Raw genomic sequence first — 15,984 nt, forward strand, 5'->3', positions numbered from 1 at the left:
ACGAGGTCTGCTTTGTCCCGCCGCCGCTCCCTGCTCTATGCCGCCCTGGCCACGCTCGGGCTCAGCACCGCGCTCATCGTCGCCCCGAGCGGCGCGCCCGCGGCCGTCTCCTCCGAGCAGCTCGCGCTGACGCAAGAGGCGCACCTCGCGGTCATCGACGACATCTCGATGTGGGATGCGCGCTCGCCGCACCCGCGCATCGGCGCGGTCTCGGGTGACCCGGTCGCCGGCACGATCCAGATCGGCTGGGCGGGTCCGGTCCCCTCCGAGGTGCGGGCCATGGCCGACGCCGCCGCCACCCGCGGCATCGACATCACGTTCGTGCCGCAGGAGGCGAGCGAGGCCGAGCTGGTCGAGCTCGCGCACGCGCTCGCCGCATCCATGCCCGCCGACGGCGCGTTCGCGATCGGCATCGGCGCCGACTCCCTCTCGGTCGAGGTCCCGACGCCCGAGGCCGCCGAGGCCGCCGGCACGGAGCCGATCGCGCTCGAGGGCGAGGTGCTCGACGTCATCGACGAGACCGAGCGGGCCGCCGAGCAGCTCGGCGCGAGCCTCACGGTCGAGGAGACCGATACCGTCCCGAGCACCACCGCCGCGACCGAGCTCGCGCAGGGCCAGCCGGTCGACGCATCCGCCGCCCTCTTCACCGGCCGCTCGAACGACTCGACCGAGGTATCGGGCGGGCTGCGCGTGCAGACCCAGTTCGCGAACGGCACCTTCGTGGGCTGCACGTCGGGCTTCACGGGCTTCCACGGCCACCAGCCGGTCATCATCACCGCGGCGCACTGCAGCGACTTCCGCGACGACCGGGCGGTGCGGAACGCGGCCGGCACCCGCATCGGCACCTCCGACCTCGTCGCCGAGCTCAACGACGGTGCACGGCCGTACGACCTCGGCGCGATCGCCCTCTCGTACGACACCCGCACGCTGCCGCGCATCTACACCGGCGAGACCTCGACGGTGAACATCACCGACACCCAGCTCTCGTTCCCGCCCGCCGGCTACCAGCTGTGCTCGTCGGGCCAGGTGACGGGCTGGAAGTGCAACATGACGACGGGCGCCGCCTACGTCGCCTGCTACGGCACCGAGTGCATGAACGTGCAGGAGGTCACCGCGAGCAGCGGCAACGCCTTCTGCCGCGGCGACTCCGGCGGCCCGGTCGTCAGCACGCCCAGCTCGGGCGGCGCGATCGCGGTCGGTGTCGTCTCGGGCCTCCGCGGCAACAACGTCACGTGCTCGGCGCGCGGCCTCATCGCGCCGATGTCGCAGCTCATGGCGACGCTCCCCGGGCTGCAGCTGCACACCGTCAGCGGCACCGTCGCGGGCGACGCCCCCATCGCGATCCTCGACCGCATCAACCGCGAGCGCAGCGCCGCGGGCCTCGGTCCGCTGTCGCAGGACGGCTGCCTGAGCAGCATGGCGCAGGGCTGGTCGGCCACGATGGCCGCGACGTCGGCGCTCGGCAGCGCGCACAACCCGAACCTCAACGCGCAGGCACGCGGATGCGGCATGGCCGGCTGGGGCGACAACGTCGGGCGCACCTCCGGCTCGGCCGTCTCGCCGAACGGGATCATGGACGCCTGGATGGCCTCCCCCGCCCACCGCGCCAACCTGCTGAGCACTTCGTTCACGCACGTCGGCGTCGGGGTCGAGCGGGGCGCGAACGGCTTCTGGTACTATGTGCTCGACTTCGGGCGCCGCTGACCCACGCCGGCAGAAGTCTCACAACGCTCCCCACGAACGCGGGGTCTCATTCGTCGAGGGGCCGCGTCCCGATGAAGTCGGGGAGCGCTCGGGGATCGCGAGAGCGGTCATATTCCCGCAGCAGATCGATGTACTGCTGCTTGTCGACCTGCCAGTCGTAGATCTCCGCCTCCGGCGAATCCTGCGCGATGGCGAACACGCCATCTGCGAGCAGTCGCGTCGTCCTGCCATTGCCGTCCGTGAAGGGATGGATCCTGACGATCTCGGCGTGAACCGCGATTCCGAGTTCACGAGCGGTCCAGTCCTCGGTGTACTTCCAGCGATGACAGATCGTGTCGATTGCGCTTCGCACCTCGATCGCTATCTGTTCCGGCGCGACGCCGATGTTGATCTCCCGCTTCCGGTAGAAGCCGGCCCACGACCAGACATCTCCGTACAGCCGTTCGTGCAATCGCCGGACGAAGAGATCATCGAGGACCTCATCGAGCGTCAGAGCTCCTTCGTAGGCGCTGAGCAACAGTTCTTCCGCGACCTGTTCCTGCAGCGCTTGCTCGAGGTCGTAGACGGCTACCTTCGAGATGGGCTCGCCAAGGATGCGCTTCGCTTCGCAGGTGAGCGCGTCGAGCTCTTCGTCCGGAACGGGCGTCTCGCCGTACTCCGGCGCGAGTGACATCAGCCGCGTTGGCGGCGCTCTGCCAGGAAGCGCGTCACTCGGGGCGAGCGCACGTGGGTCGACGGAACGGTGCGGCGTTCGAGCTGCGCCGACGCCTTCGTCGAACGCACGACGGCGCGCTGCACTGCGACCCTGCTCACGACGCGGCGTTCCATGATCTGCACCTTCGGATTCGGTGTTGTGTGCGGTCCGACTCTACCGCTGGTCTGCGGTCCCGTCACTGAGCGATCCCGCGTACGAACACTCGACGTCCGACTGCTCGGTCCCCACTCTGCCAACGCTCAACCAGCGACGGCAGACTGACCCGCATGAGCGCTCCCCTCTCCTTCGACGCTCCGGAGGTCACCGACGCCATCGCGGCCTGGATGCCCGACGCCCGCTGGTACCCGCTGAAGGGCCAGGAGGCCGACGTCACCCTCGCGCACAGCTACGAGCTGGGCGACGCGGCGATCCTGCTCATGCGCGCCGGCGACACGCTGCTCCAGGTCCCCGTCGCGTGGCGCTCCGAGCCGGGCGCCGCCCCCATCGCGCAGCTCGGCGAGCGCTGGCTCGTCGACGCGTCCTCCGATCCGGATGCGGTGCAGACCCTCATCGAGATCGCCGCCGGCACGAGGGCGGTCCCGGGCCTCGAAGGCGACGCGACGAAGCCGCCCGGGCCCGCGGGCGCGATCCGCGTCATCGGCGGCGAGCAGTCGAACACCTCCATCATCGGCGGCGACGGCAGCTGGATCGCGAAGGTGTTCCGCGTCGTCCACCCCGGCGACAACCCCGACGTCGTCGTCACCGGGGCCCTCACGCGCGCCGGCTCCGAGCCCGTGCCGGCGCTCCTCGCGTCGATCCGCGCGACGTGGCCCGCCGGGGATGCGACCGTCACCGGGCACCTGCTCGCGGTCTCCGAGTTCGTGAACGGCGCGGAGGACGCGTGGGAGCTCTACCGCCAGCACGCCCTCGCGACGCTCCGCGGCGAGCAGCACGAAGCGCCCGACGCCCGCGCGCTCGGGGCGGCCGTCGCGACGGTGCACCGCGACCTCGCGGCGGCGCTCGGCACCGCCGAGGCGAGCGAGGCCGACTCGCACAGCTTCATCAGCGGCCTCGAGCAGCGGCTCGGCTGGGCGCGCGAGCAGGCGGCCGAGGCGCTCGCCGACCTCGACGCCGCGCTCGGCCGCGCCAAGGAGCAGCTGGGCGAGATCCGCTCGATTGGCGAGCTGCAGCACATCCACGGCGACCTGCACCTCGGGCAGGTGCTGCGCTCGAGCGACGGCGACTGGCTGCTGCTCGACTTCGAGGGTGAGCCGCTGCGCCCCATGCACGAGCGGTCGGTCCGCGAGCCGCGCCTGCGCGACGTCGTCGGCATGCTCCGCTCGTTCGACTACGCCGCCGGCTCAGCGCAGCAGCAGCTGCCCGACGCCGACCCGGCGGTCGCCGACGACTGGGTGCAGCAGCGCCAGCAGGAGTTCCTGGCGGGATACGCGGATGCTTCGGGTCCGGTCGACGAGCGCGACCCCGTCTTCCGCGCCCTCCTGCTCGACAAGGCGCTCTACGAGGTCGTCTACGAGGTGCGCAACCGCCCGGATTGGCTGCAGGTGCCCCTCGAGGCAGTGAAGGCGCTCTTGGCTCCCTCCACTCGTTGAGCCGGTCTGCGCGCAGCGCTCAGACCGGCTCGAAACGCGAGACGCGCCGCCCATCGGGCGGCGCCTCTCGGAATGGATCGATCAGCGGTTCTTGTACCGCTCCACGACATCCGCCGGAATGCGTCCGCGCGAGGCTACCTTCAGCCCCTGCGACTCCGCCCACTCGCGAATGGCGGCCGTATCGCTGCTGCTGCCGCCGCTGCTGCGCCGATTGCTGCTGCCCGAGGTGCGGCCGCGGCTGCGCCCGGAGACGCGGCGCGACGCGCGCACATAGCGCTCGAGCGTGCTCGAGAGCTCTTCGATGTTCTCGTTGCTGAGGTCGATCTCGTACTCAGCGCCGTCGAATGCGAATCGCACCGTGCGACCGGTGCCATCCTCGATGGGCTCGCCCGTGAAGTCGTCGACGAGCTTGGTGAAAGTCTGCTTTGCCATGTCACGCAATATAGACGATCGTCCGATGAGCGCAACACAGGAATCGAAAGCGAGAGAATGTTCGCCTTCTCGGAATGTACCCCGGCCTAAGCCGGCTGCTCGGAGAAGTGCTCCACATACTCGCGAAGCCATTCTCGAAGGCCCGGGCCGAGATCATCCCTTTCGCACGCGAGCATGACGTTCGCCTTGATGTAGTCGAGCCTGTCGCCCGTGTCATAGCGGCGGCCCCGGAAGATGACGCCGTGCGCCCCGCCCTCTGCATCGTCCTCCGCCATGGTGAGGAGCGCGTCCGTCAATTGGATCTCTCCGCCGCGACCGGGCGCCGTCTGCTCGAGCACCGGGAAGATCTCGGGCTTGAGCACATAGCGGCCGACGATCGCGAGATTCGAGGGCGCCGTGCCCGGCTCGGGCTTCTCGACGAGGCCGCGCACGCGCACGACGTCATCCTCCTCGGTCGCGTCGACGGTGGCGATGCCGTAGAGGTGCGCTTGCGCCGGGTCGACCTCCATGAGCGCGACGACGCACGTGTCGCGCTGGTCGTGCACCTGCAGCATGCGCTCGAGCAGGTGGTCGCGGGCGTCGATGATGTCGTCGCCGAGCAGCACCGCGAAAGAGTCGCCGTTGACGTGCGCCTTCGACCGCAGCACCGCGTGCCCGAGCCCGAGCGGGTCGCCCTGCCGCACGTAGTGCACGTTGGCGAGACCCGTGGATTCGGCCACCTTCTGCAGGCGGTCGGCATCACCCTTGCGAGTGAGGATCTGCTCGAGCTCAGTAGCGCGATCGAAGTGGTTCTCGAGCGCATTCTTGTTCCGACCGGTGACGAAGAGCACATCAGGCAGGCCCGCCCGCACGGCTTCTTCGACGACGTACTGAATCGCCGGCTTGTCGACGACCGGCAACATCTCCTTCGGAAGCGCTTTCGTAGCCGGGAGGAATCGCGTGCCGAGTCCTGCCGCAGGAATGACAACCTTCGTGACGGAATGCCGCATGAGGGTCAGAGTAGCCGGATGAACCCGTGCGACGACGCTCGGGCCGCCAGAGTGGCGGCGGCCCGAGCGTCGCTGCGGTCGGTCGCCTACGCCTCGCTGCGACGCCTGCCCGCTGCCAGCACGAGCACCGCGCCGAGCAGCAGCAGCACGGCGGCGAGCGACAGCACGACCGCCTGCGCCTGCCCCAGCTCCGCGCCGGTCCGGGGCAGCTCGCGGGCGTCGATGCCGTTGACGAGCTCGATGGATGCCGTAGCGGCCCCGAGCGTCACGGTCGCCCCGGTCGTGCCGTCGAGCGGCACGACGGTCGTGTCGGCGAGCGATGTCCACTCCGCACCGGTCCAGGTGGTGCCTGCCGGCAGCTCCCGCTCGTCCTCGACGATGCGGATCGGCACGCCGACCGGCACTTGCTCGAGCGTGACCGCTGCACCCGCGGCGACCTCGGTCTCGAGCGTGCGCTCCTCGCCCATGAGGTCGGTCCACGACGCGACGATCGGGAACGTCGTCCCCTCCGGCACGTCGCTCGCGCCAGAGCCCTCGAGCTCCTTCGAGACCGCGAGCGAGCCGACCTCGGCGATCGCCGTGTTCGTCAGGAGCACGGCCGAGTCGGTCGCGGCACCGATCGTGACGACGGCGACCGCCGCCTCGCCGTGCTCGACGTCGTCACCGCTCCAGCGAGGCGCGTCCCATCGGAACGCCGGCGTCGAAGCCGGCATGGCCTCGCTGAGGGTCACCTCGGTGCCGTAGGGCAGCTCGCCGCCGAACGGCGTCGGGGTGCCGTCGGTCGCAACGTCGAGCTCGCACTGCTCGGTGCCGTACGCGGTGGTCCACGTCGCCATCACCGTCACCGACGCGGGCGCGTCGGCGTGCCCGAGCGCGATGCCCTCGAGCTGCTTGGTGATGGTGAAGGTGCCCGGCGCCCAGGTGGCCTCGTTCACGACCGTCACGAGCGTCGAGTCGCCCTGCAGGTCGGAGACGACCACGGTCGCGCTGCCGTCACCGGCATCGGTCACGTCCTCGCCGCTGATCACGATCGAGCCCCAGTCGACGGTCGGCAGCTCCGGCCGCTCCCCCTCGGTCACCGTCACGACGGTGCCCGCAGGCAGCTCCACGCCCAGCGGGGTCGGCTCGCTCGCCGAGATCTCCAGCTCGCGCGAGCGCTCGACCCCATCCGCGTCGACCCAGCTCGCGGTGATCGGGAACGTCGCACCCGCAGGCACGTCCTCCGCCGCCTCGCCCGCGATGCCCTTGACGAAGCTCAGCCCCGCCGTCGACGTCGCCGCGTGGTTCTCCAGCGACACGAGCGCGTCAGCATCGCGGCCGATCGTCACGATCGCCGACGAGCCCGACACCTCCACCCCATCGCCCGACCACACCGGCGCACCCCACGCGATGCTCGAGCCGTCCACCAGCGGAGCCTCCGTCAGCGACACCTCCGTGCCGATCAGCAGCGCATGCCCCAGCGGCACCGGCGTGCCATCCGTCGGCACCTCCAGCTCCACCGAACCCGGCACACCCTCCTGCACCCACGACGCCGTCACCGACACCGACTCCGGCACCGCAGCCGAACCCGCCTGCGCTCCGGTGACCAGCTTGGACAGCGAGAAGGTGCCGACCGTGCGCTCGACGTGGTTGGTCACGGTGATGGTCGACGGCTCGCTCGAGTGCCCGGGCGTGATGAGCACGCCGTTCGGCTCGATGCTCGGCTCACCCCACGTGAAGGCGTCGTCGTCGACGAGCGGCGACTCCGAGAGGGTCACGGTCGCACCGATCGGGAGGTCGTCGAGCACGACAGGCTCTCCGGCCACGAGCGTGAACTCGCGATCCGGCTGCGCCGGGAAGCCGGCGCCGAGGGCCGAGACGTCGATCGACGCCGTCATCGCGTACTCACGCTCCGCGTCCACGAGACCCGCCGCGCCGCCCTCGACCGCCTTCACGACCTCGAGCGAGCCGAGCAGCGCGGTGTTCGTCAGCGTCACGCCGATGTTCAGCGCGGGCGTGATGGTCGCGATGGCAGTCGTGCCGTCGGCGCTGACCTGGAGCCCCTCGGACGGCTCGAAGCGAGGCGCGCCGAACGTGACGCCGGGCACCGACGGGAAGCGGGGCTCCGAGAGCTCCATGGTCCAGCCGCGGCCGCGCGGGTTGGGGCCGCTCACGGGCTCGCCGTCGAGCGGCACTCGCAGGTCGTACTCGGCCTGCACGGTGCCGCGCGGGTCGCGCTCGCGCACGTGCACGGTGAACGCCGCGCCCTCGGGCACGAACGCCGCGCCCGGGGTGGTCTCGAGCGCCTTGTCGATCGAGACGGAGCCGCGCGTGACGCCCTGGCCCGTGCCGCTGCCGCTCAGGCGCTGCTCGACCGTGCGGGTGAAGCGCAGGCCCTCGACGCGTGCGTCGTTGCCGTACTCGGTGCCGGGCGCATCCATGCCCCCGCTCCTCGTGCAGGTCGTGTAGCGCACGACGTACTGGTACTCGTGGCTGAAGCCCTCGACCGCCTGGCCGTCGACTCCCGGCAGCGTCGGGCGCGGCACGGTGATGGTGATGGTCGAGCCGTCGAGCGTCGCGGTCGCGCTCTCGCTCAGGTCGACGGTGCGGAGCCCGCCGTCCTGGATCTGGTCGCGCGCCTCGACGCGGAGGCCGAGCCGGTCGGCGACGTCCCCGCCCGAGCCGACGCACACCTCGTGATCGTCCGAGAGGACGTCGGTGATCGTGAGGTCCGTTTCGACCTCGGCGATCTCCTGGCCCGGCAGGGTGATCTGCCAGCCGAGGGTGGTCTGCGGCAGGTACGTGACGCCGTCGAGCTCGACGTTCGAGCCGTTGATCTGGCCGTTCTTGCCGACCGTGCGGCTCGGCACGGTCGCGGTCGCGCCATCCGTGACGCCGGCGATCGTCGCCCTGTTGCCGAACTCGGTGCCGGATGCCGGCAGGCCGTCCGTCGTCGCGCACGTCTGGTAGCGGATGACGTACATGTAGTCGTTCCCCTGGAAGGCGAAGTCGCCTTGCGTGGCGAGCTCGACCTTGAACTCCTCGGCTTCTGCCTGTGTCGTCGTCAGGCGCAGCTCGCTGGCCGGGATGGTGCGCTGGCGGCTGCCGCTCGGCCCGTATCGCTCGAGCACCGTGAGGCCTCGCACCTCGGGCGCGCCGTCGGCGTTCGTGCACAGCGCGTGGAGACCTTCGAGCGCCTCGCTGAGCGTGACGGTGTCGCGGCCGACGAGGTGATCGCCCGCGACGGTCACGGCCCACTGGATGACGCCGTTCCGGTCGGCGCGACCGAGCACCGAGCCGGTCTTGTCGACAAGCGCGGTGATGGCCCAGTCCTGGCGCACGCCGATGCCGCCGGACGACTCGCCCCAGACGTCGACGATCGCCTCGTTGGTGTAGACGGTGCCCTGCGCGTCGATCTCGCGGTCGGGGGTGCACGTGTCGTAGCGGACGCGGTAGGTCACGTTCGCGTCGAAGCCGCCCTCGGGCGCCGTCAGCACGATCGAGAAGGCGTCGCCTGCCTCGACTCCGTCGGCCGTCGAGCCGATCGATGTCACGTTGACGACGGTCGAGCCGCGCACGGTCTCGATGCGGAGGTTGGAGGGCGTGCAGAGCTCATGGTTGTCGCTCACGCGCTCGCGGATCGTCACGACCTCGTGCGCTGCGAGCCGGCTGCCGGGCAGCTCGATCGTCCAGCGCATCGACCACTTGTCGGCGTTGAGCGCGCCGGTCTTCGTCCAGCCCGTGGGCAGCGTGATGCCGTCGTCGATGCCCCCGATGCCAGGCAGGTCGACGCTCGTCAGCTTCCCGTTGAGGTCGAGCACGACGGACTCCTCGGTCGTCGCCTCGACTGCCTCGATCTGGAGCTCGAACGTGCCGAACACGAGCTCGGGGAACTCCACGACCGCGTCGGTGAGCGTGCAGGTGAGCGTGTCCGTCGCCGGGTCGGTGAGGCAGTTGCCCCAGACGGTTCCGTCGGCCCCGCTCAGCTGGAACGGCAGCGCCGCGGGGAAGCCGAGCTCGGCAGGCAGCCCAACCGTGAAGACGTCGCCCGCGTGCGGGTCGGCATCGGTGGCGTCCCACGTGCCGCTGAGCGTCATCGCCTCGCCGATCGTCGCCGGCTCACCGTCGACCGTCGTGATCGTGACGTCGCGCACCACGATGTTCGGGTTCTGCGCTGCGTGCGCCGTCGTCGGCGCGGCGATCAGCGTCGCCACGGTGATGAGCGCGGCGAGGCCTGCCGCAGCGGCGCGGCGCATTGCGGCACGGGGTCCGGAGGTCAGTAGCGACAGGGCAGCAGAACCTTGCGGCTCGGGCGGACGGCGCGGTGTGCGGTGCATGGCTGTGGTGCTTTCCGTTCGACGGCGCGACGAAGTCGAGGAGGTCGCTAGCCCCGAGACTATGCGTATGCAGTGAACAGAACAGCGTTCACGATCAGGCCGCGCGAAAGCGTTGCTCAGCATCGCCTTAGCAAGGCAGCCACTGGTTCCATTGACCGCGAACAGCGCCACCCGGAACCTGCGTTGGACGAACGCTCCGCCGTCGCACTGCGCGACGTCGTCGGCATGCTCCGGTCGTTCGACTACGCCGCCGGCTCCGCGCAGCAGGAGCTGCCCGACGCCGACCCGGCGGTCGCCGACGAGTGGGTGCGGCAGCGACAGCGGGAGTTCCTGGCGGGATACGCCGATGCGTCGAACCTGGTCGACGAGCACGACCCCGTCTTCCGCGCGCTATTGCTCGACAAGGCGCTCTACGAGGTCGTCTACGATGTCGTCGCCAGTCACCGGCGTCCGCGCCGCGATCGCGGGTGGAGCGGCCGTGCTGCTGTACCTGCAGCTCCGACGCATCTGGCGCCGACGACGGCGACGGCCGCCCGCAGAGTGACGGGACCGCCAGGTCAGCGACCGTCGGCGAGCCGACGCAAGCCGCCGACGAGGCGGTCGACGCTCTCGGCGACCGACTCCGCGGAGCGGCGGTAAACCTCCGCCTCGAACCGGTACGGGTCTTCGATGTCGAGCTCTAGCGGCGAGGCCGGCAGCGGCATGAGCCCCCGCACCGTCGCGGCGGCACGCACCACCTGCCGCAGCCACGCGGCGACGCCCTGCTCGTCCCGCGGCGCCACCGGCGCGTCGACCGCACCGCCGGCGAGCGCGTCGACGATGCGAGCGAGCTCGACCAGCGTGAACGCCCGAGACTGCGCGACCGGCGCGAGCGACGCCGCCGCCGATCGGTGCTCTCGAGCCATCGCGAGGATGAGGTCGGCGTCGGCGACGTGCCGCTCGAGCAGGCGTCGCGCGCGGTGGTCGCCACCGCCGGCCGCTCCGAGCCGCAGCGACTCGCGCGCAGCGAGCGGATCCATCGGGTCGTCGTCGAACGCGCGCGTGCCGGCGCTCGAGACGAGCAGCTCCGGCAGCTCGTCGACCCCGAACGCACGCGGCAGTCGCGCCCGCAGCAGCTGCTCGGCCAGCGGCGACCGGCACAGGTTGCCCGTGCACACCGTCAGGACGCGGATCGTCGCGTCGTCCCGCACCGCAGTCGCGGTGGGGTGCGAGCGGAGCCTCGGCAGCGGCATGCGCTCACGGTAGCGGCGCGGGCAGTGCGCCGCACGAGGAGCGCTCCCGCACGCCTCTACCCTGGTCAGGATCCCCGACCTAGGAGTGCCATGCGCGTGCTGCTCACCGGCGGAGCCGGCTTCATCGGCTCCCACACCGCCATCGCGCTCGTGAAGCACGGGCACGATGTCGTCATCCTCGACGACCTCTCGAACGCGAGCGAGGAGGCGGTGCGCCGCGCGGAGCGGCTCGCGGGCGCCGCGATGCCGCTCGTCGTCGGTGATGCGGGCGACGCCGAGCTCGTCGGCCGCGTGCTTGCCGAGCACTGCATCGACGCGGTCATCCACTTCGCCGGGCTCAAGGCGGTCGGCGAGTCGGTCGAGCGGCCCCTCACCTACTACCGCGTCAACCTCGGCACCGCGATCGCGACCCTCGAGGCCATGGCGACCCACGGCATCCGCCGCTTCGTCTTCTCGTCGTCGGCGACCGTCTACGAGCAGCCGGGCGAGCTGCTGCGCGAAGATGCGCCCGTCGGCATCGACCTGCCCAACCCCTACGGCCGCACGAAGGCGATGATCGAGGCGATCATCGCCGACGCGGCCGCCGCCGACCCCGCGCTCGAGGCGGCGGTGCTGCGCTACTTCAACCCGGTCGGCGCGCACCCCTCGGGCGACATCGGCGAGGACCCGAAGGGCATCCCCAACAACCTCATGCCGTTCATCGCGCAGGTCGCGGCGGGCGAGCGCGAGCGGCTGCGCGTCTTCGGCGACGACTACCCCACCGTCGACGGCACGGGCGTGCGCGACTACATCCACGTGCTCGACCTCGCCGAGGGGCACGTCGCCGCGCTCGAGGCGCTGGAGCCCGGCGTGCTCACCGTCAACCTGGGCACGGGCCGCGGAGCGTCGGTGCTCGAGGTGCTGCGCGCGTTCGAGCGGGCCGTCGGGCGGGAGCTGCCCTTCGAGGTCGTCGAGCGCCGCGTCGGCGACGCGGGCGTCTCGACCGCCGACCCGACGCTCGCGCACGAGCGGCTCGGCTGGCGCGCGACCCGCTCGCTCGACGACGCGGTGACGGATGCGTGGCGCTGGCAGGAGCGCAACCCGCGCGGCTACCGCGCCTGACCTCGACCGGGGGCCGTGCTGCCAGGGTCAGAGCGATGCCAGCTCTGTCAGCCGATGGGCAGCTCTCTCGGCTCGCGTGAGATCGGTATCGCTCAAGGGGTCGTGGCCATAGCCGGCTCGTGTCTTCATCGCGAGCAGGACGCTCAAGGCCTTCGCCGCCGACGGGTCGACCGTGTCGAGCAGTGCGATGGCCTCGTCGTGATCCTGCCCCTTCGCATGCTTCCCGAGCGCTCCAGCGCACAGCGCGTCGGTCGCGGCGATGCCGGCGTGGACGTAGAGCGTCACCGCTGCATCGGCAACGCCGTCGCGGTCAGCGAGCTCCCGCGCCTCGTCCGCCACGCGAAGGAACTGCTTCGCCTTCGCGAGCCGACCCTGCCGCACCGACCTGTCGGCGGGAACGGTCCTGTGATCGCGCTGCTTCGGCGTCACGCTCGAACCCCTTCGCGCAGGCGCCGACGGAGCCACGAAGGCTCACCGGCGATCTCGACCCCGTCGCGGAGGATGGACTCGAAGATGCTCGCTGGCTCGATCTCGCGGTCACTGTAGACGAGCGGCCTCACGTCGTTGCCCGTCCATGCCGCGGCACGGGCGACGAGCTGGTGCACCAGCTCGTGAGAGAGGTCGTCCGGCGCATCGTCCGGGAACACGAAGAGCAGATCGATGTCACTGTCGGATCGCATCTCGTTGCGCGCCGCCGACCCGAACATCACGACGCTGAGGGGACGCAACGGCCATGCCGCGACGGCGTCGCGCAGCCGTGCCAGGAACTCCTGCTTGGCTCGGCTGATCGACGCGATCGCGTCCGCCAGCAGGTGCTCTCGGTTGATGCCGTACGCGCGACTGCGCCCGGCCACACGCTCTCGCACCGTGCCTTGCTCGAGGAGCCTCTCGACCGAGTTGCGCACCCCCTGCAACGAGCCGCGCTCCGGCAGCAGCTGCTGAATCTGATGTACCGAGAGGAACTGCTCAACGCGCGCCAGCACGGTAAGCACCTGGGAGTCGATGCCCGAGGGGGCGAGCACGGCGAACGGATTCTGCAGACGCATGCTGACCTCCTTCGACGGTCGATCATCCCACGAATGTGGACGGATAGCCACGAAAGTTGGCGTCGCCGCCTGACTGGTTCCGCGCTCTCGACACTCTCAGCAGCCGGGGCCATGCTGGCGCCATGGCTGAGACGTACCACCACGAACCCCCGTACACGATCGGCGTCATCTGCGGCAGCATCTCCGCGTCGTCGATCAACCGCCGGCTCGCCCGGGCGCTCATCAAGCTCGCGCCCGACGACCTGCAGTGCTCGTTCATCGAGATCGACAAGCTCGACCTCTACGACCACGACCGGGACGGCGACTACCCGCCCGAGGCCCTCGAGCTCAAGCGGCAGATCAGGGGGGCCGACGGCATCCTGATCGTCACGCCCGAGTACAATCGCTCGGTGCCCGGCGCGCTCAAGAACGCGATCGACTGGGCCTCGCGGCCCTACGGCGAGAACGCGCTGTCGCGGAAGCCCGTCGGCATCATCGGCACCTCCCCCGGCGCGATCGGCACGGCCGTCGGGCAGCAGCACCTGAAGACGATCATGTCGTTCTGCAACGCGCCGCTCATGAACGAGATCGAGGCGTACGTGCAGTACACGGATGGGCTGGTCGACGACGACGACGACATCACCGTGGAGTCGACGAAGGAGTTCCTCTCGACCTACATGCGCGCGCTCGACGACTTCGTGCGGCGGGTGCTGACGGTGATCCCGAAGCCCGACGGGTCGACCGCGGCCTGAGCGGCGGTGCGCGAGGGCACGTTCCAGGCATGACGCCGCCTCGCTCCCGACCGGAACGCCGGCGCGACGCGGAGCGCCGGCTCGCCGACGACGTCGACGTCTGGGTCGCGACCGCAGCTGAAGGCCTGAAGCTGCTCGGTCAGTGGCCGCGGCGCGACGCGCGCTGCGCGGCGAGGTCGTCGAGGGCGCGGCGCAAGCTGCGCGACTGCGCGGGCGTCAGCGTGTCGGGATCGAGCTCGTCGATGAAGCCGGCTTCGTCGACGGCGGCCGAGGACGGCGCCGCCTCGCGGTCGCCCGCGGGGAGCGGGATGGGCTGTGCGGGGGCGGCGGGCCGGTGCCGGGCGGCGAACGACATGCTTCGGACCATAGGACGGATTCGCGCCGCAGAACCGGGTCTGCACACTCTCCTGGGCCGGTCTTGAGGATTCGTCGGCCCGCTATCGGCGGGGACTGCACAGCCTCCGTCACGGAGGATGCCCCCATGAGGCGATCGCCCGACCAGCCCGCGACCTTGCGGGACGACGGCTCGCATGCGCAGCCGAAGCGCCGCTGGCTCGCGCTCGCCGTGCTGCTGCTGCCGACGGCGCTCACGCTCATGAGCGTCACGAGCATCAACGTGGCGCTGCCGTCGATCCGCGAGAGCCTCGGTGCCGGGCCGGTTGAGCAGACGCTCATCCTGACCTCCTACACGATCGCGTTCGCGCTCGTGCTGCTGCCAGCCGGGCGGCTCGGCGACCGCTACGGGCACAAGCGCGTCTTCATCGTCGGCGTCGCCGTCTTCACGCTCGCGAGCGCGTGGTGCGCGCTCGCGCCCGACCCGACGCAGCTCATCCTCGGCCGCGTGCTCTCGGGCGTCGCGGGCGGGCTCGTGCTCACGCCGCTCAACGCGCTCATCCAGCTGCTCTACTCGGGGCGGGAGCGGGCGCGGCCCTTCGCGATCATGGGCGCCGTCTTCGGCGCCGCGAGCGCGGTCGGCCCGATGCTCGGCGGGCTGCTGCTCGAGGTGGGCGGCGAATCGGGCTGGCACCTCGTCTTCTGGGTCAATGTGCCCTTCGGGGTCGTCGCGGCGATCGCGGCGGCGCTCGTCATCCCGCGCGGCACGCCGCTGGGCGTGCGCGGCCGGGACCCGCTCGGGCTGCTGCTGTTCAGTCTCGGCATCACTGCGCTCGTGCTGCCCTTCTCGCTCGGCAGCGGCGTGACGCCCGCGAACCTCGGCGTGCTCGCGACCGGGCTCGCACTGCTCGCGGGCTTCGCGCTGTGGGAGCGGGCGCGGGAGCGCGGCGAGCGCTTCGCGATCGTGCCGCTGCGGCTCTTCCGGCAGCGGGCGCTGCCGATCGGCATCATCACAACCTTCCTCGGCTTCGCGAGCTTCACCGCGTCGTTCCTCATGCTCGCGCTGCTGTGGATCGACGCGCTCCGCAACGCACCGCTCGAGGCGGGAATCGTCGTCACGCCGTTCGCGCTCGGCTCGGTGACCGGGGCGCTCGTCTCGCAGCGGCTGAGCCGGCGCTTCGGCGTGCGCACCGTCACCTTCGGGCTCGCGCTCGTCGGCGGCAGCCTCGCGGTCGTCGGAGTGCTCCTCGTCGCGCTGCCGCCCGCGGCCATCACGCTGCCGGTCATGGCAGCGCCGCTGCTCGCGATCGGACTCGGCGTCGGCCTCTTCGTCGGCCCCAACACCAACGCGGCGTTCGTGCAGACCGAGCCGCGCGACGCGGGCATCGCCTCCGCGCTCATCACCGCGGCGCAGCGCACCGGCACGGCCGTCGGCATCGGCGTCATCTCGGCGCTCTACGCGCTCGGTCCCGGCGGCTCGAGCGAGGTGGTGAACCACGCCGCCGCGACTTTCACGACTGCCGCGATCGCGGGTGCGGCCGTCGCCGTGATGGTCCTGAGTCGACGGAGTCGGCTCGAGGTGCCGGAGCGGCGCTGACGCGGACGCCCGTCAGCCGGCGTTGGGATCGAGCGCGTTCGCCCCGTACCGACTGAAGTCACGATCGCTCAGCCCGTCGACCTTGTGGCTCTGCAGCCCCGTGTCTAGGCGCGCTCGTCTCGGTACGAAGCCGCAGCCAGGAGAGGCGTGCACAAAGGCGTACGCATTCGCGCACGCATCGGTATGATTAAGCATGTCA

General features: G+C 71.0%; 15 protein-coding genes. 6 read left to right on the forward strand and 9 right to left on the reverse strand.

The annotated features are described in order from the left end of the window. Window positions 1-12 precede the first annotated feature (12 nt). Complete coding sequence (locus JSQ78_RS05810) at window positions 13-1,704, forward strand: CAP domain-containing protein (RefSeq protein ID WP_211450138.1); 1,692 nt, start codon at window positions 13-15, stop codon at window positions 1,702-1,704. A 46-nt stretch (window positions 1,705-1,750) separates the two neighbouring features. On the opposite strand, the gene JSQ78_RS05815 is transcribed toward JSQ78_RS05810, so the two are convergent. Together JSQ78_RS05815 and JSQ78_RS05820 are read right to left on the reverse strand one after the other, a co-directional pair. Continuing rightward, window positions 1,751-2,377, reverse strand: a complete 627-nt coding sequence (locus JSQ78_RS05815) for a Fic family protein (protein WP_211450140.1) — start codon at window positions 2,375-2,377, stop codon at window positions 1,751-1,753. Then, on the reverse strand, window positions 2,377-2,532 hold the full coding sequence (locus JSQ78_RS05820; RefSeq protein WP_211450142.1) for a hypothetical protein: 156 nt from the start codon (window positions 2,530-2,532) through the stop codon (window positions 2,377-2,379). The genes JSQ78_RS05815 and JSQ78_RS05820 overlap by 1 nt, the downstream gene beginning before the upstream one ends. Before the next feature lie 153 nt (window positions 2,533-2,685). Between JSQ78_RS05820 and JSQ78_RS05825 the strand changes: the two genes are divergently transcribed. Next, window positions 2,686-4,008: a maltokinase N-terminal cap-like domain-containing protein gene (locus JSQ78_RS05825; protein ID WP_211450144.1), complete on the forward strand. Its 1,323-nt coding sequence runs from the start codon at window positions 2,686-2,688 to the stop codon at window positions 4,006-4,008. 81 nt (window positions 4,009-4,089) lie between these two features. On the opposite strand, the gene JSQ78_RS05830 is transcribed toward JSQ78_RS05825, so the two are convergent. The 3 genes from JSQ78_RS05830 to JSQ78_RS05840 all read right to left on the reverse strand — a co-directional run bounded on the left by JSQ78_RS05830 (window position 4,090) and on the right by JSQ78_RS05840 (window position 9,664). Further along, entirely contained in the window at window positions 4,090-4,440 is a 351-nt protein-coding gene (locus JSQ78_RS05830) for a histone-like nucleoid-structuring protein Lsr2 (RefSeq protein ID WP_211450535.1), read from the reverse strand. 86 nt (window positions 4,441-4,526) lie between these two features. Continuing rightward, window positions 4,527-5,429, reverse strand: coding sequence for a UTP--glucose-1-phosphate uridylyltransferase GalU (galU, locus tag JSQ78_RS05835; RefSeq protein WP_211450145.1), 903 nt, complete (start codon window positions 5,427-5,429; stop codon window positions 4,527-4,529). 86 nt (window positions 5,430-5,515) lie between these two features. Further along, complete coding sequence (locus JSQ78_RS05840; protein ID WP_211450147.1) at window positions 5,516-9,664, reverse strand: DUF5979 domain-containing protein; 4,149 nt, start codon at window positions 9,662-9,664, stop codon at window positions 5,516-5,518. A 153-nt stretch (window positions 9,665-9,817) separates the two neighbouring features. Between JSQ78_RS05840 and JSQ78_RS05845 the strand changes: the two genes are divergently transcribed. Continuing rightward, on the forward strand, window positions 9,818-10,384 hold the full coding sequence (locus JSQ78_RS05845; protein ID WP_211450149.1) for a hypothetical protein: 567 nt from the start codon (window positions 9,818-9,820) through the stop codon (window positions 10,382-10,384). On the opposite strand, the gene JSQ78_RS05850 is transcribed toward JSQ78_RS05845, so the two are convergent. Next, window positions 10,303-10,977 carry an arsenate reductase/protein-tyrosine-phosphatase family protein gene (locus tag JSQ78_RS05850; RefSeq protein ID WP_211450151.1) on the reverse strand — a complete coding sequence of 225 codons (675 nt, stop codon included), beginning with the start codon at window positions 10,975-10,977 and terminating at the stop codon, window positions 10,303-10,305. The two genes, JSQ78_RS05845 and JSQ78_RS05850, sit on opposite strands and share 82 nt — an antisense overlap. A 90-nt stretch (window positions 10,978-11,067) precedes the next feature. Here JSQ78_RS05850 and galE point away from each other — a divergent pair, with 90 nt between their 5' ends. Next, on the forward strand, window positions 11,068-12,078 hold the full coding sequence (gene galE / locus JSQ78_RS05855) for a UDP-glucose 4-epimerase GalE (RefSeq protein ID WP_211450152.1): 1,011 nt from the start codon (window positions 11,068-11,070) through the stop codon (window positions 12,076-12,078). A gap of 27 nt (window positions 12,079-12,105) precedes the next feature. Here galE and JSQ78_RS05860 read toward each other — a convergent pair whose 3' ends face one another. Both JSQ78_RS05860 and JSQ78_RS05865 read right to left on the reverse strand, forming a co-directional pair. Beyond that, a complete protein-coding gene (locus JSQ78_RS05860; protein ID WP_211450154.1) occupies window positions 12,106-12,507 on the reverse strand; it encodes a hypothetical protein in 402 nt (133 codons plus the stop codon). Further along, window positions 12,504-13,124 (reverse strand): nucleotidyltransferase domain-containing protein, encoded by a 621-nt coding sequence (locus JSQ78_RS05865; RefSeq protein ID WP_211450156.1) that lies wholly within the window; start codon window positions 13,122-13,124, stop codon window positions 12,504-12,506. Before JSQ78_RS05865 ends, JSQ78_RS05860 begins: the two co-directional genes overlap by 4 nt. A gap of 122 nt (window positions 13,125-13,246) precedes the next feature. Here JSQ78_RS05865 and JSQ78_RS05870 point away from each other — a divergent pair, with 122 nt between their 5' ends. Next, on the forward strand, window positions 13,247-13,855 hold the full coding sequence (locus JSQ78_RS05870; RefSeq protein WP_211450158.1) for an NADPH-dependent FMN reductase: 609 nt from the start codon (window positions 13,247-13,249) through the stop codon (window positions 13,853-13,855). 139 nt (window positions 13,856-13,994) lie between these two features. On the opposite strand, the gene JSQ78_RS05875 is transcribed toward JSQ78_RS05870, so the two are convergent. Continuing rightward, window positions 13,995-14,210, reverse strand: coding sequence for a hypothetical protein (locus tag JSQ78_RS05875; RefSeq protein WP_211450159.1), 216 nt, complete (start codon window positions 14,208-14,210; stop codon window positions 13,995-13,997). 126 nt (window positions 14,211-14,336) lie between these two features. Between JSQ78_RS05875 and JSQ78_RS05880 the strand changes: the two genes are divergently transcribed. Further along, on the forward strand, window positions 14,337-15,785 hold the full coding sequence (locus tag JSQ78_RS05880; protein WP_211450161.1) for an MFS transporter: 1,449 nt from the start codon (window positions 14,337-14,339) through the stop codon (window positions 15,783-15,785). Window positions 15,786-15,984: the final 199 nt, after the last annotated feature.

Origin of the sequence: Agrococcus sp. Marseille-Q4369 (genome assembly GCF_018308945.1) — a bacterium.
Lineage (GTDB): Bacteria > Actinomycetota > Actinomycetes > Actinomycetales > Microbacteriaceae > Agrococcus.